Raw genomic sequence first — 24474 nt, 5'->3', positions numbered from 1 at the left:
CCAATAATTTCCAGTAAATTCGCATAACTTTACTGGGTTAGTTTAGTGTTGCCTTTTTTAAGGATAATGCACCTTGATAACTGAACAATTATTTATTTACCTCTTGACATATCACCGCAGGTCTTTTACGTCTATATAGAATGTAAATTTGGGAAATGATTTTTGTATCTTGTTTTTGACTACTTCAGATGGCAGAAATCCGCTCCACTCACGGAACGCTCGCGAGAAGCCATCCATGGATCGATAGCCATATTTTAACGCTACATCGGTCACTTTCCCTCCATTAATCAACTCAACATTGGCGACTGACAATCTCCTGTTTTTGATATATTCATTTAAAGTCATTCCGGCCATGTAAGAAAACATTCTTCTAAAATGATAATCAGATATCCCTACAATTTGAGTAATATCCTTCCCAGTGATTTCTTCCGTTAAATGTTCTTCGATGTAATCCATTAAACTATTGAATTTATGAAGCATTCATTTCCCTCCTTCACATCACTATCTTATCGGCAAAAGTTAAAAGCTACTCGATAATTCACGTACGGAGTTTATCGATTGTAATATGGTTTATCATGTCATGTTACCCTCATCTTCAAATCACTGAAGACTGGATCACGTTTGGATCCAGCCCTGCATGTTATTATAAATATTTTCCTGTATAAGAATTACTGTTTTCCTTTATCTCTGCTGGTGTTCCTTCTGCAATCACTTGGCCACCAGCTTCCCCTCCTTCTGGTCCTAAATCAACAATCCAGTCTGAGGCTCTTATCATTTGGCTGTTATGTTCAACCATAATAACAGTATTACCAGCATCGACGATTCGGTTGAGTAAGTTTAATAGTTGGATGACATCATTTGGATGCAGTCCTGTTGTAGGTTCATCCAGTAAGTATAAAGAATGTTTATTTCCTTGTTTTAATAATTCCTTTGCCAGCTTCAGCCGTTGCCCTTCACCACCTGAAAGTGTTGTTAGTGATTGTCCCAACTTTAAATAACCTAATCCAATCTCAACAAGTAATTCGAATACAACTTTAATTTTTTTCTCTTCCTTAAAAATGTTTAAACAATCCTGAACGGAAGTTTCGAGTATATCAGTAATGGAATGACCATTATATCTGGATTCCTTGGCTTATATGGACTACCAAATCGAACAACAGCTTCGAGGTGCACATTACTTATACAAGTTAATTGAGTTAGTGAAAGCAAAAGGAAATGAAACTTAGATAAGATTCATTTCCTTTTCTAATCTCTCTTGCAATTATCTTCTTTATCATCTTCGCCCTTAATCAATAAAAAGACTCTTGCATTTTAAGATTTGGCCATCCTAAAAGTACATCGAATTTACTTTCTCTAGATCATTTAATAGTAAATTAATCTCTTCTTGGGTCAATCGTATCGGCAATTGATCATATAACGTAATGACATGACCGTCAATATCCTCCTGATTCTTTTTCAAATAGTGATATAGACTTTTTAGCTGGTTCTCATTGATTGTTGTTTCAGTCGTGAAATGCTTAACCTGTTTTAAGGAAAACTCATTATTGCCTTCGTCAAATTCACCTGAAATGATATCTCCATTGAGCAACATATCATCACTCCTGTTTTCGATTCTTTTTAATTAGTGTAACCAAAAACAGTGACCTTATTGATCGGTCAGCTTTTTAACACTAGTTTTCTATCCTCTATCAGATAAACACTGTCGGCTACTTTATCAATAAAAGTTCGATCATGTGAAACAAGAAGTACGGTTCCTTCATATCCTTTGATGAACTTCTCCAATGCCTCGATACAGAAGATATCCAAGAAATTTGTAGGTTCATCTAAAACCAGCACATTATATCTTCCTAAAAACAGTTGGCAAAGTACTAATCTTATTGCTTCCCCACCGCTTAAATCTCGAATATCCTTTATGAGGTCGGTACCATTGAAATTCATTGCATGAAGTACAGAGCGTATTTTACTCTCAGGAAAGTCACTTTCGGATTTAATATTCTCTAAAACAGTTTTGTTTTTAGTAAATTTATAGTCCAACTGCTGATAAGCACCAAACACTACCTTTGGTGAAATTGTCAGTCCTTCTCCCCTTTGTAAAATCTGCTGCAGCAGTGTTGATTTCCCTGACCCATTTTTTCCAGTGATTGCAATCTTCTGTCCTAAAGGGAACTGAAAGCTTGCTTCATCTAGAAGAATCTTATCTCCAACTAGTAGGTGCAACCGATCCGCCATAATCGGAAACTTATTATGCAGCTCAAGAGCTTTTGATTGATGGAAGCGAATCATTTGTTCTTCCTTTGGTGCTTCGACTGCCTCCAATTGTTCCACTCTCTTCTCCATTGCCTTGGCTGCACGCTGAACCGCCTTTTGGCTCGTGCCTTTTGATTTCGTTTCAAACATTCTATTTGCCTTAGCCTTTGTTTCTTTCTTTGAAGTCCGGCCACCAGCTTCAGTTATTTTCTCAGCTTTTTTCATTTTCTCCTCTGCTGCTTGAATAAGCCTGGATTTCTCTTTCACATACTTTTCATGCTGCTCTAGTTGCTGTTGTTTCATCAACTCTTTCTGTCCAACATAGTCTGAGTAATTTCCTGTAAACTCCGTTACGGTACCATCCTCGACTTCCCAGATTTTAGTCACTAGTTCATCCAATACATAACGATCGTGACTGACAAGGATAAGCGCACCATAATAATACATTAACTGGTCAACAAAAAACTGTGTCCCTTCTGCATCCAGATGTGTAGTCGGTTCATCAAGAAGCAGGCCTTCATGATAGTTCGAAAATATTTGAGCCAGCTTGAGCCTTGTTTGTTCTCCACCACTAAAGTATTCAATTTCAGTCTTTGGAACAGCCAATTTTCCTAGCAATTCAAAATCCGCTTCTGTTTTATCAGGTGATTTTAATTGATCAAAATATGCAAATTCTGTATGACGGTGTACATTGCCTTTTGTCGGTTTGATCATTCCTGCCAATGACTTTAATAAAGTACTCTTTCCTGCTCCATTCTTACCGACAATTCCAATCCGGTCAAACTGATGCACCGCTAAACGTTCTATATCTAAAATCGTTCTATCTAAATACGTGAGTTCAATATTCTCCAATTCAAAACAAACTTTTTCCATTCTTGCTACCTCCCGAAATAAATTCATTTCGTATCGATAGCTAAGATCGATACGGGCTTACTTTCACTTCAAGCCCGTATTAAAAGAATAATAATATTTGCATCGAAACTTCCTCCTCTTACCAAATAAAAAAACCACAAGCATCTGCCTGTGATTTAGAGTGAACGGAAAAGAGTCCCATCTTCATATATGAACATAATAAAAGAAAGGCAGAAAATCCGCCTTTCTAAAGAAACATTCCCCACTGAATTCATACTGACCGTGGGTAATATATATTTTGGTTTCGCTAGATGATTAAAAAAGGGCAGACTAATCCCATACACTCTGATACACAAACAGAGCCTTTGACCGTATTAAATTACTGGTTCAAAGTTGGGAATCGTAGTCTCATCTCTTTATTAATCCTCCTTAATGTAAAAAATCTATGCTCATTATAAACTGTATGATGGAATGTGTCAAAAGGTGCTCTCGTCAAGCAATATAAGATTGGTAAAGTTATGTTCCATTTGAAACTCTAGCCCTCAACCATTTCGCTGTCACCGTATCTGTATTTAGCATTTCTTCCGGAGTACCTTCAAAAATAACCCTTCCGCCCTCTTTTCCACCTCCCGGACCTAATTCAATCACCCAGTCGCTTGCAGCGATAAAGTCCAAATTATGTTCAATAATGATGACGGAATTTCCTCTGTTTACGAGATACTGGAATACATCTAAGAGCCTATCGTTATCTTTTGTGTGCAAACCTAAAGATGGTTCGTCTAACAGATAGATTTGTCCCTCTTTCTGAAGATGGCTCGCCAGCTTCAATCGTTGGACTTCCCCTCCACTTAGAGAGCTTGTCGTCTGGCCAAGCGTGAGATATCCTAATCCTACGTCTTGCAACGTATGTACTCGCTTTAAAATCTTCGGTGCTTCAAAATAATCAAGCGCCTCTTCGATCGTTAAGTTCAAAATCTCAACTATATTCTTGTCTTGATAACGATGAGACAATGCTTCATCTGAGTATCTCGTACCTTGGCATGCTTCACATTGGACAGTCACAGGGTCAGCGAAAGCCACATCCGGCTTCATCTCACCTTTACCTTTACAAACCGGACATGCCCCTAATGAATTAAAGCTAAATAATCCCGCAGGTTGTCCTGTTTCTTTAGAAAAGATGGAACGGATATCATCCATGATCCCCATATAAGTTGCTAGTGTTGAACGGCTGGAGATCCCGATACTTCCTTGACCTACCATAATCGTCTCCGGATAATTTTCAGTAAATGCTTCCATCATTAAAGAACTCTTCCCAGAACCCGATACACCGCAAACAGCGACAAGAACGTTTTGCGGAATAGTCACACTGATATTCTTTAAATTATTGCTAGTTGCATTTTCTATTATGAAATTATCTTTGCTTTCCCTCGGATTTTCATTTACATTCAGTTTGTAGTCTAGAGCTGTAGCGGCTTTAGAATTAGATAGTCCTTCCATCTTTCCTTGATAAACGGCTTCTCCCCCATATGTTCCGGCTCCTGGGCCCATTTCGATAATTTCATCCGCAACTTTAATGATCGATAAATCATGTTCAATTACGATAACTGTATTATGCTGCTCCTTTATATTCTTGAGCATATCGATTAATAAATCCACTTCTTCTGGATGGAGGCCAGCACTTGGTTCATCAAAAATATACGTAAGATTATTAAGGCTGCTGCCTAAATGGCGGGCAATCTTTACCCTTTGAGCCTCTCCCCCAGATAAGGTGTCCATTTTTCTTGATAAGCTCAAATACCCCAAACCCATCTTCACAAGTTGCTTTATATGAGAGATAGCCTGAACTGCAATCGGTTTACCCAACGGAGCCTCAATATTCTTTAACTCCGTAACCAATTCCGTAATTTCTAATGCATCATAGTCTGCAATGTTTAGACTATTTATACGGCATTCCAACACCTTAGGATTTAGACCTGAACCTTGACAAGTTGGACATAAGGAATGAGTCGACATTGCTAAAACATCTTCCTGCGAAACTTCTTTCAACTTGGAAATGTCTCTATTAATATACAGGCGTGTAAATCTCGGTAATAACCCATCCCACTCATGAGGCTGTGGACCATTTTTTGTATGGAATGGCGCAAAGACCTTTTCACCTTCAGGCGGACCATAGATGAGCAGGTTCCGCTCTGCTTCGGAATAATCTTTTATTGGTTTATCCGGGTCGAACAAGCCCCCGGTGATCATCCATCTTCCTTGCCACCCAGAAGGGGATAATGGCTTAAAATTCACAGCATACTCACGTAATGATTTATTGAAATCTATCATCTTATTTATGTCGGGAGCTATCACCTCGCCATAACCACTACAGCTTGGACATCTGCCAAACGAGCTTTGACTTGAAAAATCAGTTGCAGAACCGATGGATGGCTCCCCAATTCTTGAAAACAACAATCTGATTAATGGATGAATATCCATATATGTACCAACCGTAGAGCGGGAATTCCCGCCAATTGGCCTTTGCTCGACAACAACAACAGGACTTAAGTTTTGCATGAGATCAGCATGGGGTCTTTCATATCTCGGCATTTGATTTCTTACGTAATGCGGATAGTTCAACGTCATTTGTCTTCTGCTTTCGGTTGCCAATGTATCAAAGACGACAGAACTCTTGCCCGAGCCAGATAGACCAGTAAATACTGTAATTTTCTCTTTTTGGATATTTAGATCAATATTCTTCAAGTTATTTGCTTTCAGTCCTCTAAGAATGATTTCGTCTTTTATCTCTGACACGTTATCGTCCTTTCCGACTTGATACTTTTAAAAAATGATTGCTTAAATCACCTTAATCATTTCAAATTGTTCTATTTTCTCTTTCGTGAATCCAGTCTTATGAAGAAACTCCGTCATATCAATATTATCAGGCATATTTATATTAAGCTTCTGCAAATCCAGCTTGCTTATTGCATAGGATAACAAACTACTGGCAACTCCTTTTTGCCTTTCCCCTTCTTCAGTATATAAAAAGTAGATTTTACCTTCCTCGTTCAATACTAAGGTGCCTAAAAACCGTTCACCAGCATAAGCCGCAAAACAATGAGCAGTAGAATCCAGCTGAAAATAATCCACTTCATTTTGCCAATTGATATGTGTAGTTGAAATACTTTCCCTTACTTTTACTGCTATAGATAGATTGACTTCATTCATCAATAGCCCATCTATACTATAATCTTTTATTTGCCCTCCAGCCAAAGAATGGCTGAAGTATATCAGCTTATTATTTTTTATAAATCCTTGTTTTTCATAGAAGCAAATGGCACGGATATTGTCAGATATCACTTCTAGACTAATCCTCTCGCATGACTGACTTATCCCTTGCTCAGCAAACAAACGGAATAACTCTTTACCTACATCTGCTCCTCGATATTCAGGTGTTACACATAAAGCACCGCACCTTAGATTTTTATAACCATCAAACTCTCTTATTCCTCCAAGAACTAAACCAACTGGTTCATCGTCTTGAAAGGCAATAAAGGAATTCTCTACTGAATTCCCTTCAGGCCCGAAAAATCTCTTGACGAAAAGATCCAATGGTATATTCATAGGAACCGAATAATCAGAAAATCCATTTAGAAATGCTTGATGAATATAGGATTGCTCCACCTCTGAACAGTTTTTATAATCCATAGTAACCTCCGCGTCATTTGAGTCTTTTATCCATATATTCGGTTTGCAATATACCCATATGGATGATGTCATGCCATGTACCATTTCTAAACAAACTCTGTCTACTTTTCCCTTCTTTCGTGAAGCCAAGTTTAGTGTACAATCGGATGGCTCTTTCATTGAAAGAAAAGACTTTGAGTGAAATGCGATGGAGATTCAATTCATAGAATGCATAATCCAATAGCAATTGAAGTCCTTCAGGACCAAATCCTTTACCCCAGTACTCTTTTTCTCCAATATCAATAATACATTCAGCATTTCTATTTTGATAATCCATATTTATTAGCGAAACTATGCCGATCGGAATTTCCTTTTCCTTTTCAACCAAAATGTAGCTTTTTGAATTATGAGAACCCAATATAACCTGTTCTACGAATTCTTTCGTTTGTTCCAGCGAATACACATCTAATGATGGATTAGTTGAATGCATAACTTCCATATCGTTTCTCCACTTATGATAAAGCTCTGTATCTTCCACTGTCATTTTTCGTAATTTAACCCTTGCTGATTCAAACAACATAACGCTCCCCCTATTTACGATTAAATCTCCCTCCACAATCTTTCAACAGATTTCAGCTCTCTATCCTTAAAAGTCAACTTATAAATATCCGGCATTTCGAGATTTTTCCAAAGTGAAAAATCATACTTACTATCGAAATAATTCATAATCAATACCATTATATTACCATGAGTACCGATGACAATATTTTTGCCATTGTATTTATCGAGCACATGATAAGTGGACTCTATTCCTCTTTTTTGAGCAACGAGATTAGACTCTCCGCCAGCCCATGAAAAACTGTAATCCTCCCATACTTTGTTAATTGCAAGATTAAAATCTTCTACGGGAGCTTCGGCTAAAATGCGTTCTTTGAACCCTTCTATAATCTCAACTTCTTTATTTATATGTTCAGCAACAAGCTCCACTGTCTGGATAGCCCGTTTATATGGGCTGGAGATAACAACGTCAATATTCTCCGTTTCCAATAACTCTCTACCCATACTGGCATCGGTAAATCCTCTTTCAGATAATGGCCTACCCAATTCATCAGGTGTATATATAGAATGAGCATGTCTTACGAAATATAAGTTAGTCAATTCAGCGACAACCCCTCATGTCATTTTTCCAACAAAAAAGTCACTCACCCTGATCTTCGGATTGCACCTGCATGTATTATACATTTCTAATAGAGTTCTCTTCCTTCTTTTTCTTGAGTTGTTCTTTGCAGCTTTCCACTCTGCTAATCTTTTTGAATGTGAGTAAGGAAATAACAAAAATAGCATAATATTCAAGGACATAATCACTTTTATGTGACTTATCAATAATTTCCATTAAAGCCTCACCTCTCAGATTTATAGGATTGAGTAGTTTTTAAAAGAAGTTACATTTAATCAGCTACATGGACATTGCTGAAAAAATAAAGTTCCTGTTATTGTGATTCTTCCACTTTGATTTTCAGCAACAATACCAAATCATCTTCTTCAATCATCCGGTTTACTGCTGCGTCATTCTGCAAATCGATTGTACGGATGGAGTCGCTCTTCTTTTCTCTATAAGCGGCCAACAAATATGTTTCATCCAGATCCAACTCTGATTCTTCTGCATCAATTGCATAATCCCAACTACTGAAAACACCCGATTTATCTTCCAATTCTATGATTGATGGTTGAATGCTAACATTCGGCCCATATAGGAAGGCCATCGCTTCTCCTTCTGAGTTCGGATTAATTATCCCAAATCCAATTTGGCCAGTTTCTACTTCTTCTGGACTCATACCATAACGTAAATCCAATGAGGATGGAACTTCCTCTCCATTTTCATACCTTTCCACCCAAAGAGTCACCCACCTATTGTCAGCATGAGGCAGTTTGAAATCAAAATCGAACAATATCCCTAAATGCAAGTCTTCAAAGGTATTCACATAATCTGAATCGGCATTCACGGAAATAGTCGCTCTTTCTGTTTTTTCACTGCTGGAATTAGAGCAGCCAGAAATTAATATGAAGAACAACATCAAAAGAGCAATATAAACATAACTTTTTCTCAAAAAAGTTCCCCCTCTGATTTTGGTTCATAACACCATATCTATGATTCTATTAAGCTGTTCCGAGTCTTCCTCTATTTCTAATCTCCGACATAAAGAATAATGAATTTTTTTAAACTCAGGAACGATACTTCTCACTACATCTATGATCTCTACCTTATTTCTTCCACAATCCCAACTTTCAAGCAGGTCTTGCTGCCAATCCTTCAATCTACTTCGTTCACCTTCGTATTTCGCCCAGTCACCAAATGAGTTTGGTTGAATTCCAGCAATCATGCACCAGCCTGATACGATGGATAAGCGCATCTTATCAATACAATCTAAAGCGTAGTAGTATTCATCCCTCATCATCCTTCTGTATGCTTCGTGTAAAAGTGCAAAAAACTTTGTTCGCCACACTTCAAATTCCTTCACGGACGGTTTATAAGCAAGTTTCATGGATTGCTCTAAAACATTTGCAAGCATCCCCCTGTTATCCTTCATAATTTTGATGTTTTGCAACCAAACCGAAGGCTGGATATAATCAGGTGTGTAATAAAAGATATCCACTTTTACAAAACAGTCATAATGGGCCACTACGTATATGGATGAAGGATGGGAGTCTTCGAAGTAAAGAACATTCCCCCAATTACCCGCACGATTGTTTTTATTCGTAATATACTCCTTCATCTTCTCCGGTTTAACAATAATCCTAAGGTCTATATCTGAATAATTATCGAGATGATCATTAGCAATGGAACCTCCATAGAAAAATCCCAGGACATGATCATCAATCAGTAAATCATTTTCAATCGCTTGCAATAATTTATTCCGCTGTATTGGTAATTCTGAGTCCCTTTCCTTATGTTTACTTACAAATCCCACACATGATAATACCTCTCCTTATTGAGCCTGATTAACAAGCTGCACATTTTCCATAAAGTTACTTTTCTAGTTACCGTACCATGATCCGATACTTGAGCTGTTATGATGAAATCATAATCATTTATATCAAATCATTTTACTCATCAAGATGACATCAACATATTCCTCAGGTCCCAATTTAACCTGGTTCTTTTTTCTGCCTTCTTCAACAAAACCATGCTTAACATATAGATGTATTGCCCTTGCATTATTAGAAAAAACTTCAAGGGAGATTTTTTCTACACTTTTATTCTCCTTTGCCCAATCCAACAAATGCATTAACAAGGCTCCTCCAATACCAATATTGGAAAATTGCTCTTGTACACTCATACCAAACATTCCTGTATGGCTAAACCGCTTGCGGGGGGAAAGTTGAAAGTTAAGCATTCCGACGATCCTCCCATCAACTTCTGCTACCAGCAATAAGCCAATTTGTTTTTGAGTATTGATCCAACGTTTTTCTTCTTCCAATGTCATAGTAAACTCTTCAATTGTTGTTGCCATCACATCGGGATTTTCTTTGTAGACTTTTCTCGTATGTTCAAGAATTTGTTCCGCGTCACTTTCAACAGCTTCCCGAATTAAGAAATCGTAACTCATGTTTTCTCCCCTCTTTGTTGGAATTGTTTCCAATTCCTTTAATAATTCAATTGCCCTTTCAGTAGATCTAATTAAATTCATATCCCCTTTTTGTCTCCTTAATCTGAGAGCTTCCATGAAGCATTTTTCTGCTTCGGTGAATTTTGACAGTTCGAGTAGGCACTTTCCCTTATGCTGTAACACAAAATCGATGTACGCGTTTACATCTTCTGCATGACTTTTTTTTAACGCATCATTGAAATGAAAGAGGGCAGCACGATGATTATTATTGTATTTTAATACCTCTCCCAACCTGATCAAGGAAACGACTTCTTTTGAAATATCTTTATGATTTTCAGCATATTGAAGACAAGTACGTAAATGTTGTATCGCCTTGCTAGACTCGCCAATTATCCTATATAAATTACCGAGTAATCCTTTGAGAAAATACACATCTTCATTATTTAGAGTAGTGCCCAGTAATTTTTCACCCTCATCAATGTATCTCTGCAATAGAACCCTGTCTTTCGGCTTCTCACGGAGAAACTCATTCTCATCAAAGTAAATGATGTCATTAAGATTCATCAACTTATTTTTAAAGTCTGTCAACATATTAATATCACCCGACACATCTCTCCATTAAATATGTAACTTGTATCGTATAAGACAACTATCCAATCCTAAATAGTTATCCGTGCCATCCCTATCAATCTCTCTAAATCCTATTTTCTCAAGCATACTTCTAGAACGTGTATTAGCCTCATGCGTCTCTGCTTTAAATATTTTAATTCCTAATTCCTTCGAGGCATATTCCATCAATTTTAAAATAGAACTGGTGCCTATTCCTCTCCCCCATAAATTACGCTCGCCTATAGCAATTCCTATTTCAGCGGTAACATCATTAATAAGCACTACATCTACATAGCCTATTAATCTTCCTTCGTATTCAATCCCTATCCGATTAAAGTTTTTAAAATCAGTTGTTACACAATGCACCCACCAGGCATATACATCCTTTTCATTCCTATTTATCTCCCAATCATTAGCCAAACAAAATGCCTCATCTCTACTCCAGTTTAAGACGTAATTATAATCTTCTATACGTATCGGTCTTAGTATGATGCTTGATAAGATCTCCATAGACGCATTCTCCAATCAGATACAAGGTTCCTCATATTATAAGTTCTATGAATATAGTGTATATCCCTGTTTTATCTTAAAATTCACCTAAACTTGACCTTCCACCCAATCTATTCTTTTTAACACCATATTTAAAGAATCAATCCATTCTCCTTCCCATTCTAATTCGTTTTGATCAATGCTCTCCAGAACAAATCCTGTCTTTTCATACACCCGCTTCGCCCTTGGATTGAAATCAAACACACTTAAAGTAAGTTGCTTCAGGTTAGTATGCTGAAAAACATAATCAATGAAAAGTTGTGTCGCCTCAGTTCCTAAGCCACGATTTCTCCCTCTTGGACCAATAAGTATTCTGAAGTTCATACTTTGATGTTGCTCTTCATACTCATTTACCACTACTTCTCCCACTACTATGTTTATGTGCTTATCAACAATAGCCAAATCCAATCGATTCTTTTGCTCATTTCTTGTACTGTACCATTGATTCATTATTTCCTTATCTATATCCGGCGTACTTCCTGTAAGTTTTATTACTTCTGGGTCATTTAGATACTCCTCTATATACGGAAGATCGCTGGACTGAAATGGCCTCGATATAACCTTCTCTCCGATAATAGTTGGTTTATCACTTAGATCCACCATTTTTATCACTCCGTTTATCCATTTTTTCGAGAACGTTCTTCAAAAGTCGTTTATCCAGCACAACCAATTAATTCCAATCATTCTCCTCCATTATAACCGTGAGAATCCTTTATTTAAACGGAACATCAGTAATAAGCGGAAAATCAGCGAGAAATCTCTCACTGATTTTTTTAGTATTAATCACAAATCACCTATCTACTGGTATACTATTAATTATTATTTTATTGAATGAACAGGGTGAACATGATTGAAAACATCTTTAAAGATAACCTTTTTCACAGCTTTAATTGGTCTTATCGTTTTTTTCCTCCTTATTTCTGACTCGGAGTCCCAGCAAGAAAATTCGGATGTTAAACATAAAACCGACGTGGAGCAAATAGAGGAGATAGAAGCAACCGAAATGCATTTGCCCCTCAGAAATTCAGAAAAACGCTCCAAACCGATTACACATGTGGTGCTTCACTTTACCAGTAACGTAACAGGAAATCCGTTAGACCCTTACCAATTGGATGATATCTACCAAATCTTCGTAGATTATGGTGTTTCTGCTCATTATATCATTGATCGGGAAGGTGAAATCTTTGAACTTGTGAAACCTAATCGGATAGCTTATCATGCAGGAACCGGAAGTCTTGCACAATTTCCTGAGTATGAGAATCAATTGAATGCCTACTCGATCGGCATTGAATTGCTTGCTATCGGTACAAAAGAAGAGATGGCTGAATTCCTTGACGAGGATAGCTATCATTCACTTGATCCTTCTCATATCGGTTATACAGATGCGCAATACGCCTCTTTAGGAGAATTGTTGGAATATCTCTATAAAGTCTATCCTGAAATTAAGAAGAATCGTGAGCATGTAATTGGGCATGATGAATATGCACCTGAAAGAAAATCAGACCCAGGTACATTATTTGATTGGACTAAAATAAGTTACTAACTTTCAGATTTATGTAAAATTGAGTTACAATATATGTATAGTTCATGAGGTACTACTTAAGGACGTGTAAACATGGCACAACAGAAATATAGCGCAAAGGATTTGGGGTTTTGGCGAATTACCATCAGCCTAGCCTTTGCTTCTTTTTTCATTTTTGCAAGCATGTATGTGGTGCAGCCCATCTTGCCTGTATTCGTTCGGGAATTTAATGTAACCGTTTCAGAAGCAACATTGACATTATCCTTACCTATATTGGGGTTAATCATCGGTCTCGTTATGATCGGATTTTTTTCCGATCGATTAGGCAGAGTGACATTTATTAAGTATTCTTTAGTCTTTACAGTCATTCCCTTTTTCTTGATTCCAATAGCAGACTCTTTTTATTTGATTGTGTTGTTGCGATTTCTCCAGGGATTTGCTCTAGCTGGGTTACCAGCTGCAGCCCTCGCTTATATCAACGAAGAAATCAATCATTCAAGTATCGGTATTGCAACAGCACTTTATATTGCAAGCAATGCTCTTGGCGGGATGGCAGGTAGAGTGGTAGCGGGTTATTTAACAGATCGATTCTCTTGGGAAACTGTATTTTATAGTTTTGCTGGAATAGGTATTGTCATTGCTGTTCTTGTTATATTATTCTTGCCGAGGTCAAGATTCTTTCAAGCTAGTAATCTATCCTTTCGTAAAGATATTGAAGGAATGCTTTTTCACTTTAAAAATCCTAGTATACTTATCATTATTGGAATGGGTATCGTACTCCAATTCTCGTTCACTTCGATTTGGACTTACTTACCATTTCACCTGGAGGGCGAACCGTACTCATTATCTGTAAAGACCATCTCCTATACCTTTTTTGCATATGGATTTGGTGTAGTAGGTGCACCTTTTGCCGGGTGGCTCGCAGGAACTTTTGGCATGAAACCTATCCGTATTGCCGGGATCATCGTGTTGTCGCTCGGCATCTTTCTCACGATTTTCTCAGCATTACCTATGATTATAATTGGCTTATGTGTAAGTTGCCTTGGATTTTTTACAGCCCATTCTCTCACTGCAAGCACAGTTGCAGAGGAAGCGACTCATCATAAGGGAAGTGCAGCCAGTCTATATTTAGTAGCTTATTATATTGGAGTGACTCTAGGAAGCTCTGCAGTTGGACCGGTTTGGAATATGTCAGGCTGGAATGCTATTGTCATAATAGCAGGTTTATTACCTGTAACCTACCTGGCTTTTGTTATCATCTTTCAAAAGAAGACTGTGAGTAAAGTAATCCGGACTCAGGTAAAATAAAAAAGAGATGAGTATAAACTCATCTCTTTTTTATTATTTAAAACTATCTGGGAAACTAGTAATATCAATTCCAAGCGTCAAAGGAAGCAAGTAATAACAGGTTAGCGTGATTAAAATGATTGCTGCTATATTCAGGAAGAATCCTGCCCGAGCCATATCTAGGATACGTATATAACCTGTTCCGAATACAACCGCGTTTGGCGGGGTTGCAACTGGCAGCATAAATGCACAGGAAGCGGATAGTCCCGCTGCAACCATCAACGCAAGTGGATGGACATCCAATGCTAATGCAAGTGCTGCCATAATCGGGAACATCATCGTAGCAGTTGCTGTATTTGATGTAACTTCAGTCAAGGCATTGACTAGTGCAGTTACAGCTAAAATGATTAGTAGAATATGAACTCCTTGCAAACCATTGAGCTGTGAGCCAATCCATTCTGATAGACCAGAGCTTGTAAATCCAGCTGCAATCGCCAGTCCTCCACCGAACAGTAAAAGTACACCCCAAGGTAATTTTACCGCTGCAGACCAATCCATAATATGGCTTGCTTTCGTACTCTTTGTTGGAATAATGAATAAAACAATAGCAGCTAATATCGCGATAATCGTATCATCGATATTAGGATTGATCGCTTCTAGAATAAAGGAACGTGTAATCCAAGCAAATGCTGTCACAACGAATACAATAAAAACAGCCTTCTCTTCATAAGATGCTTTCCCAAGTTTCCTCTTTTCTTCATCAAAGATCGCTTTACCGCCAGGCAGGTCCTTTAAGTTTGTCGGGAATGCCATTTTCGTCAGATAAATCCAACCGAATAGTAATAATGCCCAAGCAAACGGTACTCCGAAAACCATCCAGCCGGCAAAAGAGATTTCATAGTCAAATAGTTCTTTAACCGTACCAGCCAGTATTGCATTCGGTGGTGTACCAATCAAGGTCGCCATCCCACCAATGGACGCTGAATATCCGATACCAAGCATAATTGCCTTACCGAAAGCAAAGTTTCCTTTTGAAGTATCCACATTTGGATCACCCTTCAAGGCATCTTGGACTTGATATGTGATTGCTAGTCCAATAGGAATCATCATCATAGCCGTTGCCGTATTGGATATCCACATAGAAAGAAATCCTGTCGCCACCATAAATCCAAGCACAATTCGATCTGGTCTTGTCCCCATAACAGATATGATATTTATAGCTATCCTTCTATGTAAATCCCATCTTTCCATCGCAAGAGCCAAGACAAATCCACCTAGAAAAAGAAAAATTGTGCCGTTTCCATAAGCTGAAGTCGTCGAATTAATATCCAGTCCACCTGATAAAGGAAATAGAATAATTGGCATCAATGAGGTCGCTGGAATAGGAATTGCTTCTGTTACCCACCATATTGCAATCCAAAGTGTACTAGCTAATATTGCTTTTCCTTCATTGGATAATCCTTCAGGAGTGAAGAAAAATAGCGTCAAGAAAAATAATAACGGTCCAAGAAAAAGTCCCGTGAGCTGAGCATTCGTATAGGGGCGTCCTCCACCATTCCCCTTACCGCCATAGCCTTTCTTTGTAACGTCAGGCTGCTTCACTTTGTTCTTTTCAATTGCATCCCCGGGTTTAACGAAAAAACGAAACAAATCTTTTATTTGGTCGTGTTTCTCCCAAAGCCAGCTCCATGTTGCAGTAATCATCGATGTTCCCCCTTTTAATAGAAATATACCATTCATTTTAAAGCGTTTCCATATAAAAAGCAATATGTTATATATCAGTCGCTATATTGATTTTACCTTCTTTTAGAGAACGTTGTAAACACTACACATCTGATATATAACAAAGTTATTGATGTCGTTAATAGCTTCCTTCAAAGAAAAATTAGGGCTTTATGATGACTATTATCACTTAATAAATCTCTTTTAATAGTCTTTCAATCTTTCAGTAAGAGATTGTTATTAATCGACCTCTACTATTAATTCAACAATGAAAAACAAGAATAAGTAATGGACGAATTCGACATGAATTCGTCCACGATATGCTTTGCTTTTATCTACTCGAACCATTCAACACACATAAAAAGTTCGAATGCATATTTCAAGCCTTACTTTAACATCTCAAAGACTTGCTCCACATCCTTATCCCCTCTGCCTGAGAGATTCACGATAATGATATCTTCCTGATGAAGTTCTTTTGCTAGTTTAATAGCATGACTTACCGCATGAGAGCTTTCTAATGCAGGAATAATGCCTTCTGTCTTTGATAATTGCTGAAAGGCCTCAAGCGCTTCTTCTCCAGTTACACTAACATACTCTCCACGGCCAGTGGTATGCAGATAACTATGCTCAGGACCAACACCTTGATAATCCAGTCCGGCAGCGATGGAACTTGTCGGTAAAGCTTCACCATGTTCATCTAACAATGTCAAGGAACGATATCCATGAAATACAGCAGGCTTTCCTAAAGAAATGGATGCAGCTTCTGCAGGTTCCACACCGATTAATCGTACTTCTTTTTCGTCAATATAGTGGGCAAAGGAACCTATAGCATTGCTTCCACCACCGACACAAGCAACTACCGCAGTAGGGAGCTTACCCTCTTTGTCTAATATCTGACGCTTAGATTCTTCACTGATAACAGCTTGGAAATACTTCACCATCTCCGGGTATGGATATGGACCGACTGCCGATCCGATAAGGTAGAATGTCGTCTCATGATTTTTCAATAAGTCACCGAAAGCTTCATCCACCGCCTCTTTTAAGCGGCCCCGTCCTTTATCTACTGCAACTACTTCTGCACCCAATAACTCCATACGAAACACATTGAGCCGCTGTCTTTCCGTATCCTTTTTCCCCATATAAATCGTGCATGGCAGTCCAACCATTGCACAAGCGGTTGCTGTTGCCACCCCATGTTGACCGGCACCAGTTTCTGCTATAATCCGCTTTGCACCGATTTTCTTCGCTAACAAAATTTGTCCAAGCACATTATTAATTTTATGAGCACCTGTATGGTTCAAATCTTCCCGCTTTAGATAAATTTTAGCCCCACCAACCTCTTCAGTCAGGTTTTTAGCAAAGGTCAACGGATTTTCTCGACCAACATATTCTTTTAGATAATAACAATACTCCTCTAGAAAGTCAGGGTCTTCTTTATACTTTTCAAATGCTTCACCAATACGATCCAAAATACTCTTCAAATCCTCAGGAATAAAGCTCCCTCCAAAATCTCCAAAGAAACCTTTCTCTACTACACTCTCTCTTCTCATCTAAACTCATCTCCTATAAATTTTTAAAACTTCCATTAATTATAAATGAAAAATCTAAAAATTCAAGTTCATTAATTTTCCTTTTTCTTATGACTTCCACGAAAAACCTTAGCACTCCGGGCATACTCTACATCGGAAACTTTAAGCCGGCTGTTCACCACACGAGCAGCTGCAAAAAAATAATCGGATAGTCTGTTCATGTATTTTAACGGGATTGGATTGAGGTCTTGTTCTCGTTGATAGAGGGTAACAATTTGTCTTTCCGTCCTCCTCGCTACGGTCCTTGCTACATGTAGTGTAGCTGCTTCCTCAGAACCACCTGGCAAAATAAAGCGTTCAAGTGCTGGTGCTTCATCAATAAGCTCATCCATTCTTTCTTCCAAGTATGTGATGATGTCTTCTGAAAGCTCGTGAGGACGTTCTTTCTTAGATACATTCGATAATTCCGTGCCGATATCAAATAACTCGTGTTGAATTTTTTCAAGGTCAACAATCAGGTCTTTAAAAGGTTCCCGATTCTTGTTCAATTGTGCCACTGCCAATCCTACAAACGAATTGGTTTCATCGATGGATCCATACGCTTCTACCCGGATATCATCTTTACTCGTTTTTCCACCGATTAATGCCGTTTGTCCTTTGTCTCCAGCTCTTGTATAAAGTCTCAAATCGATCTCCCCTTTCATTATCCAATGCTACCATTTGATTTAGCTGTCGCTTTTCTTTTTTGATAATTTAATATTGCTTGTTTCATCTCTTCATATACCGCTTTTCCAATTATTGCACCGAGTTCTGTCGCAGTTCCAGCATAATCTAGCTTCTTTCCTTGCTGAGTAGCAGCTATTAAAATACTATCCGTTGGAGTACCTGTAGCAACTGTATTCGTTTTCTTATCTTTAATCCCCATTTCCCTTAACACTTGAGCCTTAGCTTCAGTAGCAGTGATAATGGATTGGATGAACGCTTCTTCTGTTAAATTACCGTTGATGAATATCCATGTATTGATTGTCCCTGCGTTTACCGGCCCAACAATCGGCTTAGACTTGGTGCCATCCACTGCCGCTCCTATTCCAGCAGTGACCACTACCATGACGGAAAACCCATCTCCCTGATACTCCCCATAACTATTATCCTCAAGATTAACCGCCGTCATCATCCCAACAGTCTGATTTGGCCGAAAACCTTTTTCACTTAAATATTCGCGCATCTCTTTTCTATGATCTACACAATAATAAGTTTCATCCACATGCCGATTCACGAAATTTTTATACCACCCGAAACCTGAACCGACAACTCCGGATGATACCGTTTTTAGAGGTGTTTCAGCTTGCAGGACAATCTTCTCTCTGCTGATGGAAAGCTGTGATTCATTAATATATATATCTTTAGCAAGCTTTTCATCCCTCTTTCCCGGCATTAAATGGAGCTGGGGTTTGGCAACTCTTGAGTGCGGTTGCTTTATCACTTCTGTCCGGTAAACATGTTTAATCAATTCTTCCGATAACACTTCATCTGGGTTTTCAATCGCCCTAGCTTTACCATCCTCCATCAACAAGAGACGATCACAGTAAAGACTTGCTAGATTTAAGTCATGTAGAATCGCAATCACAGTTAAACCTTCATTTCTCGCGCTTTTTCTTAGAAGATCTAATAATTCTTTCTGGTAGGCTAAGTCCAAATGATTCGTCGGTTCATCCAGTAAAAGAATTTGCGGATTCTGAACAAGTGCTTGTGCCAGGAAAATTCGTTGCTGCTCCCCACCAGAATGCTCCATGACGGAAGTATTTTGAAAATCTTGGATGTTTGTTTGCTTCATAACCTTTTGAACGATTTCCTCATCCTGTTTTGTCCATTTCTGGAACAAGCCGCTATGGTGTGCATATCTGCCTAGTGAAACCATTTCTTTTACGGTGTACGGAAAAACTTGTGGTGATAATTGAGGTAGGACAGCAATCCTTTTGGCGAGCTCTTTCTTAGAATATGCTCCGATGCTTTTTCCATCAATTTTAATCTTTCCTTTGTCGAGGTTAAGCAGTCCGCTGATCATTTTAAGTAACGTAGTTTTCCCACTTCCGTTTGGACCAAGGATACCGAAGAACTCTCCCTTTTCCACAGAAAAACTAATATCTTTCACAACTTCCTCTCCGGTATAGCCACCTGAAGCATTTTCCACAATAAGCATTACTGCTCACCTCAACTTTCTTTTCGTTGTCTGATTAGAATAAACGCAAAAACAGGCGCACCTACTAAAGCAGTAATGACACCCACTGGAAGAACTTGCGGGGATATAATCGTCCTTGAGAGAAGATCCGTTAAAATTAAGAATCCTGCACCAATCATCATCGATAATGGAAGCAAATGTGTATGATCCGGCCCCCAAAGTTTCCGTGTCAAATGTGGAATGACCAAGCCGACAAAGCCGATGGTTCCTGATACGGCAACAGCTGCACCTGTTAAAACAGAACCCGCCAGCAGGATAAGCAATTTCCTCTTCTCCACATCCACTCCCAAATGCTGTGCGCGTTCTTCCCCTAGCGACATTGCATTTAATTCCTTTGCATTCAATAATAACAATAAACTTCCAAGAATAAAAAATGGAAGAATAATTCCTACATATTTCCAACCACGCATAGATACACTGCCGAGCAGCCATCCGATGATCTGTTGCAGCTCATCCCCAGTAAGGGCAATGATTAAAGAGATGAAAGCACCTAAAAACGAACTGAAAATAATCCCCGTCAGAATAATCGTTTCCACACGCATTGTTCGATCAATCTTCCTGGCAAAGTAGAGCACAATCAAAATCGTCGCCAACGCTGTTAAAATACTTAAAAAAGGTAATGTGTAGATGCCGATCACTGGAAGAGAAATGCCAAAGAACAGAGTAGAGACAGCCCCGACAGATGCACCTGAGGAAACGCCCAGTATATAAGGCTCTGCAAGCGGATTTCGTAATAAGCCCTGAAAGGCCGCTCCTGCGATTGCAAGAGAAGCCCCAACAAGACCTGCCAATATAACCCGTGGCAGACGGATATCATAAACGATACTTACATACATTGACTCCACATCACTTCCAATTGGTAAATTAAATGCTTCACGTCCAACAATTTTAATAATGTCCATAATTGGAACGTAAACACTTCCAATTGATATAGCAAATAGTGCAGCAAATAAAAGGAAAGTTAGAGCCAATATATATTTTATAGCATTACTCTTCATCAAAAAGCTCCGGATAAACTACCTCTGCCAAAGCTCTTGCACCATCAACCAGTCTAGGGCCAGAACGTGTGATTAAATCCGCATGAATGTCATAAACCCTCTCATTTGCTACCGCTTCAACAGAATCAAAACCTTCCCGTGAAAGAACCTCTCCTTCCGGGTCTTCAATATATGCTCCATAAGAAGTGATAATAACATCCGGATTCAACTCAATGATAGCCTCAGGATCGAGCGCCAACCAACCCTCATGATCACTAGCCGCATTCTCAGCATGAATCATATCCAACAACTCTTGGATGAATGTATTCTGGCCTGCTGTATAAATTTCCGGTGCTGGAGAATTCTCAAAGAATACAGATTGACGCTCATCTTCCGGAATCGCAGAAGTAAGCTCTTCAATTTCTGCAAATCCTTCCTTCATCTCACTAATCACTTGTTCTGCTTCTTCTTCAGCTCCAACAACTTTTCCTATAGTATCAATCGTTTCATATGTACTTGCAATATCTTGTGCATCCTCAATAACAAATACATCAATACCTGCTTCTTTCAATTGCTCAAACGCTTCCTGCGCACTGCTGAGTCCAAGTTCATGAGCTAGTATAACATCTGGCTCTAACGCAATAATCACCTCTACATTCAATTCCATGCCACCAATTTTTTCAATTTCTTGCACTTCTTCTGGATAATTATCATGATCAGATACACCGACAATCTTCTCCCCTTGTCCTAAAGCAAACGTAATTTCCGTATTACTTGGAATCAAAGAAACAATCCGCTCAGGTTCTTTTTCAAGTGTTATTTCGTTTCCCACTGCATCTGTAAGTGATACTGGATAACCAGCTTCCACTTCTGTTTCTTCTACCGCATTTTCTTCCTCATTAGCTCCTGTATTTTCCGAGTCTGTATCTTCTTGCCCACAAGCAACTAACAGACTGAAGAGCATTACTAAAAATAAGATATTAAGAACTTTTTTCATCCCGATTCCTCCATAAAATCTTTTTTTATATTAAAAAAGCATCTTCACGACAAATGAAGATGCTTAGTTAAACAGGTATATGTACGGACCCGATTCACCTTACTATTCCTCGTAGCTTTGGCGTTCACAAAATAATAGGCAGGTCTCCTGGCTTATGGTCAACACTCGCTGTACCTTCCCATACTTGATGTACAGTGGTATATACAGCTCGCTCGCATTCACAGTGGCGGGACCGCGTTGGAATTGCACCAACTTCCCTTTTAAGAATTCAAAGAAGAATTCACCTATTATTTATTATGTAATTTTCAATTGAATCTATACATATACTACACCTTATTGACCTAAAAGTCACTTTTTTATCCCATAGTGCACCTATACATTCCCTTGAAATCAACAAATGCATGAAAAAAACTCCTGTTTAATGATTCAAAGTCATTTAACAGGAGTTTGATTACTTTATTAGCCTTGATGCTTTTCCATGAACTCTAACATTTTCTTATACACTTTAATCTCATTCTCTTTTTTCGAAAAGCCATGGCCTTCATCTTCCAAGACCAAATACTCCACTTCTCTTCCTTTCTCTTTCAGCTTAGCCACGATTTGATCGGACTCCGCTTTTACTACTCGTGGATCCTTAGCGCCTTGGATGACCAGCATTGGCTTCGTCATATTATCCAAATAAGTTACAGGGGAGTCTTTAATAAATCTGTCTTTATCACGGACCGGGTCTCCCACCCAACGCTCCATAATCGGCTTCCAGTGTGGTGGTACAGATTCTACAAAGGTAAATAGGTCAGACGGTCCGAAAATATCGATTACCGCTTTAAAGTATTCTGGGTGACGACCGTGCAGGAGCAACGCCATATAACCACCATAGCTTCCACCAACAAGAAATAGTTTATCACGATCGGTAATACCATTCTCGAATAACCATTCGATTCCTGCAACATTATCTAAACGTGGCCCTTCTCCCCAATCTTGCTCCACCAATTTCACAAATTCAGAACCATATCCCGTGCTTCCACGGAAGTTCGGTGCAAAAATTGTATATCCTCGATTGAGGAAGACTTGGAACATAGAACGGTAGAACTCCCTTTCCGCAGCCTGTGGTCCACCATGCGGCCAGAATATCGTATGACCATTATCATTTTCTGGTCTTGCTTTAAATAGCAGCGCTTCAATTTCCATTCCATCAAATGAGGAATAGGTAACCACCTCTGGATTCACCATCTCTTCTTGAGCGACACCCAGTACCCGGTTGTTCGTCAGCTTAGTCCAGTTTTCTGCATCCTCACTCTTATAAATATTCAAAGGAACAGTTGCTGAAGGTCCTAGTATGTATAAGTTACCAGACTTGGATACGACAAGTGAATTGATGATGGCTGTAGGGGCATTTAACTTTTCAATCTTTCCTGTAGTTGGTTGTAAACGATAGAACTGATCAACGACTCCTTTTTCAGTCGTTAAATAGAACACTTCGTTTTTCTTATCCCACTTTAGATGAGTTACACTCTCTTCTTCTATCTCTGCAACCTTGGAAAACTCCTGCTGTTTTAAGTCATATTTCGCAACATAGCGGTAGTTGCTTTCATAGTCTGTGACGAAATAGATCGTTTCATTATCCGTAAACAACGGCTGTGAAGCAACATGGACTTTATCAGGATCTGGCACAAGGTTATAGATTTTCTCATCAATCTTCACAAATGATTTTATATACGTATTAGCAAGTAATTGCACGAAGACAAACGCTCTCTCATCATCGGATACACCAACAACCTGAGTTGGCGCAGTTTCACCTTCATGGATGAGTTCGTCACTACCGTCTTCCAAGTTTCTTACCCGTGAATTTAAAAACGCAGCATTATCCTTTGAGGTTGTATAATATAGACGGTTTCCATCTTCACTAAGCTGAGAGTAGTAAAACTTCTCATCAGGTTCTCCTGTAATTAGTGGTTGTGGTAATCCACCCTCATAAGGAACAGCATAGATTTGGTAGTTCTCATCTCCATCGTTATCATACCCTGCAATCACAAAACGTTTCTGCGGATCAAATGCAGTAAACCCGATCGATTCATCATGATGGGCAAATAAATATGGAAACATATCAGGAAGGTCCATTGCCCACAAATTTATTTTCCCATTTAAATTTGTACTGAAAATCAATTTTGTCTCATCATCATTAACTTGAAAATCATCGATATAGTACGTACGGAAAAATTGTTCTACTGTCGGTTTTGGAAAATTGATCATTAAAATCCCCCTATAGAATTATTATTATCTTCCATTATATTATAAATTTACTATATTTTAATGAAATTTAGTATGGCTTATAGAAAATATAAAGTTTATCTCCAGTGTCTAATATAAGTTGACTTTGGTCATCTGCTTCCACAACTTCAATATAATCACACTAAATTCATTAGCCTAACCCTATCGTACAATTCCAAATTATTAAATGAAACGAACCCAAGATGGAAAATATATCGGTCTCAGGACGGAGTTAAAATCATTCACACAGCCTCATACGGCTTCCTTAAAAACAAAAAGAGGCTGGGACAAAACCCCAGTAAATAGAAAATAGCTTCGCGCTTTTTGCGCGAAGCTATTTTCTATTTATCATAATTTTAGTAAACAAAAAGGACACCTTTTGATAAAATTAAAGTTACCAGA

General features: G+C 38.5%; 22 protein-coding genes and 1 riboswitch. Of the genes, 2 read left to right on the top strand and 20 right to left on the bottom strand.

The genetic code is table 11. The features are described from left to right. Positions 1-111 precede the first annotated feature (111 nt). From M3210_RS16975 to M3210_RS16915, 13 genes are all read right to left on the bottom strand, one after another. On the bottom strand, positions 112-480 hold the full coding sequence (locus tag M3210_RS16975) for a helix-turn-helix transcriptional regulator (protein WP_251516873.1): 369 nt from the start codon (positions 478-480) through the stop codon (positions 112-114). 163 nt (positions 481-643) lie between these two features. After that, on the bottom strand, positions 644-1060 hold the full coding sequence (locus M3210_RS16970; RefSeq protein WP_379598488.1) for an ATP-binding cassette domain-containing protein: 417 nt from the start codon (positions 1058-1060) through the stop codon (positions 644-646). Positions 1061-1327: 267 nt separating this feature from the next. Further along, positions 1328-1591 carry a hypothetical protein gene (locus M3210_RS16965; protein ID WP_251516871.1) on the bottom strand — a complete coding sequence of 88 codons (264 nt, stop codon included), beginning with the start codon at positions 1589-1591 and terminating at the stop codon, positions 1328-1330. A gap of 65 nt (positions 1592-1656) precedes the next feature. Continuing rightward, positions 1657-3120, bottom strand: coding sequence for an Msr family ABC-F type ribosomal protection protein (locus M3210_RS16960; RefSeq protein WP_251516869.1), 1464 nt, complete (start codon positions 3118-3120; stop codon positions 1657-1659). A gap of 495 nt (positions 3121-3615) precedes the next feature. Beyond that, positions 3616-5892 (bottom strand): ATP-binding cassette domain-containing protein, encoded by a 2277-nt coding sequence (locus tag M3210_RS16955; protein WP_251516867.1) that lies wholly within the window; start codon positions 5890-5892, stop codon positions 3616-3618. Positions 5893-5934: 42 nt separating this feature from the next. Next, positions 5935-6786, bottom strand: coding sequence for a GNAT family N-acetyltransferase (locus M3210_RS16950; protein ID WP_251516865.1), 852 nt, complete (start codon positions 6784-6786; stop codon positions 5935-5937). 13 nt (positions 6787-6799) lie between these two features. Further along, positions 6800-7345: a GNAT family N-acetyltransferase gene (locus M3210_RS16945; RefSeq protein WP_251516863.1), complete on the bottom strand. Its 546-nt coding sequence runs from the start codon at positions 7343-7345 to the stop codon at positions 6800-6802. Between the two features lie 20 nt (positions 7346-7365). Next, positions 7366-7923 (bottom strand): histidine phosphatase family protein, encoded by a 558-nt coding sequence (locus M3210_RS16940; RefSeq protein ID WP_251516861.1) that lies wholly within the window; start codon positions 7921-7923, stop codon positions 7366-7368. A gap of 332 nt (positions 7924-8255) precedes the next feature. Then, a complete protein-coding gene (locus M3210_RS16935) occupies positions 8256-8873 on the bottom strand; it encodes a hypothetical protein (RefSeq protein ID WP_251516859.1) in 618 nt (205 codons plus the stop codon). Positions 8874-8897: 24 nt separating this feature from the next. Continuing rightward, positions 8898-9734, bottom strand: coding sequence for an aminoglycoside 6-adenylyltransferase (locus M3210_RS16930; RefSeq protein ID WP_251516857.1), 837 nt, complete (start codon positions 9732-9734; stop codon positions 8898-8900). Between the two features lie 126 nt (positions 9735-9860). Beyond that, the gene (locus M3210_RS16925; RefSeq protein ID WP_251516855.1) at positions 9861-10964 is read right to left on the bottom strand and encodes a GNAT family N-acetyltransferase; all 1104 of its coding nucleotides are present in this window, start codon (positions 10962-10964) and stop codon (positions 9861-9863) included. 27 nt (positions 10965-10991) lie between these two features. Continuing rightward, a complete protein-coding gene (locus M3210_RS16920) occupies positions 10992-11492 on the bottom strand; it encodes a GNAT family N-acetyltransferase (protein WP_251516853.1) in 501 nt (166 codons plus the stop codon). 87 nt (positions 11493-11579) lie between these two features. Continuing rightward, on the bottom strand, positions 11580-12134 hold the full coding sequence (locus M3210_RS16915) for a GNAT family N-acetyltransferase (protein ID WP_251516851.1): 555 nt from the start codon (positions 12132-12134) through the stop codon (positions 11580-11582). Between the two features lie 247 nt (positions 12135-12381). On the opposite strand from M3210_RS16915, the gene M3210_RS16910 reads away from it, so the two are divergent. Continuing rightward, on the top strand, positions 12382-13074 hold the full coding sequence (locus M3210_RS16910; RefSeq protein ID WP_251516849.1) for an N-acetylmuramoyl-L-alanine amidase: 693 nt from the start codon (positions 12382-12384) through the stop codon (positions 13072-13074). 72 nt (positions 13075-13146) lie between these two features. Next, a complete protein-coding gene (locus tag M3210_RS16905) occupies positions 13147-14361 on the top strand; it encodes an MFS transporter (RefSeq protein WP_251516847.1) in 1215 nt (404 codons plus the stop codon). A gap of 33 nt (positions 14362-14394) precedes the next feature. On the opposite strand, the gene M3210_RS16900 is transcribed toward M3210_RS16905, so the two are convergent. The 7 genes from M3210_RS16900 to M3210_RS16870 all read right to left on the bottom strand — a co-directional run bounded on the left by M3210_RS16900 (position 14395) and on the right by M3210_RS16870 (position 24054). Then, positions 14395-16044 (bottom strand): SLC13 family permease, encoded by a 1650-nt coding sequence (locus M3210_RS16900; protein WP_251516846.1) that lies wholly within the window; start codon positions 16042-16044, stop codon positions 14395-14397. Positions 16045-16448: 404 nt separating this feature from the next. After that, complete coding sequence (gene trpB, locus M3210_RS16895) at positions 16449-17612, bottom strand: tryptophan synthase subunit beta (RefSeq protein WP_251516845.1); 1164 nt, start codon at positions 17610-17612, stop codon at positions 16449-16451. A gap of 71 nt (positions 17613-17683) precedes the next feature. Beyond that, positions 17684-18277, bottom strand: coding sequence for a cob(I)yrinic acid a,c-diamide adenosyltransferase (locus M3210_RS16890; protein ID WP_251516844.1), 594 nt, complete (start codon positions 18275-18277; stop codon positions 17684-17686). Between the two features lie 17 nt (positions 18278-18294). Then, positions 18295-19791 carry an adenosylcobinamide amidohydrolase gene (locus M3210_RS16885; protein ID WP_251516843.1) on the bottom strand — a complete coding sequence of 499 codons (1497 nt, stop codon included), beginning with the start codon at positions 19789-19791 and terminating at the stop codon, positions 18295-18297. 11 nt (positions 19792-19802) lie between these two features. Beyond that, positions 19803-20828 carry a FecCD family ABC transporter permease gene (locus M3210_RS16880; RefSeq protein ID WP_251516842.1) on the bottom strand — a complete coding sequence of 342 codons (1026 nt, stop codon included), beginning with the start codon at positions 20826-20828 and terminating at the stop codon, positions 19803-19805. Next, positions 20818-21804 carry an ABC transporter substrate-binding protein gene (locus M3210_RS16875; RefSeq protein WP_251516841.1) on the bottom strand — a complete coding sequence of 329 codons (987 nt, stop codon included), beginning with the start codon at positions 21802-21804 and terminating at the stop codon, positions 20818-20820. Before M3210_RS16875 ends, M3210_RS16880 begins: the two co-directional genes overlap by 11 nt. 120 nt (positions 21805-21924) lie before the next feature. After that, a riboswitch (cobalamin riboswitch) is annotated at positions 21925-22107 on the bottom strand. A 156-nt stretch (positions 22108-22263) separates the two neighbouring features. Then, positions 22264-24054: a S9 family peptidase gene (locus tag M3210_RS16870; protein WP_251516840.1), complete on the bottom strand. Its 1791-nt coding sequence runs from the start codon at positions 24052-24054 to the stop codon at positions 22264-22266. Positions 24055-24474 lie beyond the last annotated feature (420 nt).

It is taken from the genome of Oceanobacillus luteolus (assembly GCF_023715655.1).
Lineage (GTDB): Bacteria > Bacillota > Bacilli > Bacillales > Amphibacillaceae > Oceanobacillus > Oceanobacillus luteolus.
Note: the sequence above shows the minus strand (reverse complement) of the source record. Positions and strands in the feature narration are given on the sequence as shown.

Excerpts from the sequence above, each read along its gene's own strand:
- M3210_RS16965 (WP_251516871.1), bottom strand. The coding sequence starts at position 1,591 with ATGTTGCTCAATGGAGATATCATTTCAGGTGAATTTGACGAAGGCAAT.
- M3210_RS16905 (WP_251516847.1), top strand. The coding sequence starts at position 13,147 with ATGGCACAACAGAAATATAGCGCAAAGGATTTGGGGTTTTGGCGAATT.
- M3210_RS16975 (WP_251516873.1), bottom strand. The coding sequence starts at position 480 with ATGCTTCATAAATTCAATAGTTTAATGGATTACATCGAAGAACATTTA.
- M3210_RS16870 (WP_251516840.1), bottom strand. The coding sequence starts at position 24,054 with ATGATCAATTTTCCAAAACCGACAGTAGAACAATTTTTCCGTACGTAC.
- M3210_RS16880 (WP_251516842.1), bottom strand. The coding sequence starts at position 20,828 with ATGAAGAGTAATGCTATAAAATATATATTGGCTCTAACTTTCCTTTTA.
- M3210_RS16920 (WP_251516853.1), bottom strand. The coding sequence starts at position 11,492 with ATGGAGATCTTATCAAGCATCATACTAAGACCGATACGTATAGAAGAT.
- M3210_RS16900 (WP_251516846.1), bottom strand. The coding sequence starts at position 16,044 with ATGATTACTGCAACATGGAGCTGGCTTTGGGAGAAACACGACCAAATA.
- M3210_RS16960 (WP_251516869.1), bottom strand. The coding sequence starts at position 3,120 with ATGGAAAAAGTTTGTTTTGAATTGGAGAATATTGAACTCACGTATTTA.
- M3210_RS16945 (WP_251516863.1), bottom strand. The coding sequence starts at position 7,345 with ATGTTGTTTGAATCAGCAAGGGTTAAATTACGAAAAATGACAGTGGAA.
- M3210_RS16925 (WP_251516855.1), bottom strand. The coding sequence starts at position 10,964 with ATGTTGACAGACTTTAAAAATAAGTTGATGAATCTTAATGACATCATT.
- M3210_RS16875 (WP_251516841.1), bottom strand. The coding sequence starts at position 21,804 with ATGAAAAAAGTTCTTAATATCTTATTTTTAGTAATGCTCTTCAGTCTG.
- trpB (WP_251516845.1), bottom strand. The coding sequence starts at position 17,612 with ATGAGAAGAGAGAGTGTAGTAGAGAAAGGTTTCTTTGGAGATTTTGGA.
- M3210_RS16950 (WP_251516865.1), bottom strand. The coding sequence starts at position 6,786 with ATGGATTATAAAAACTGTTCAGAGGTGGAGCAATCCTATATTCATCAA.
- M3210_RS16915 (WP_251516851.1), bottom strand. The coding sequence starts at position 12,134 with ATGGTGGATCTAAGTGATAAACCAACTATTATCGGAGAGAAGGTTATA.
- M3210_RS16885 (WP_251516843.1), bottom strand. The coding sequence starts at position 19,791 with ATGCTTATTGTGGAAAATGCTTCAGGTGGCTATACCGGAGAGGAAGTT.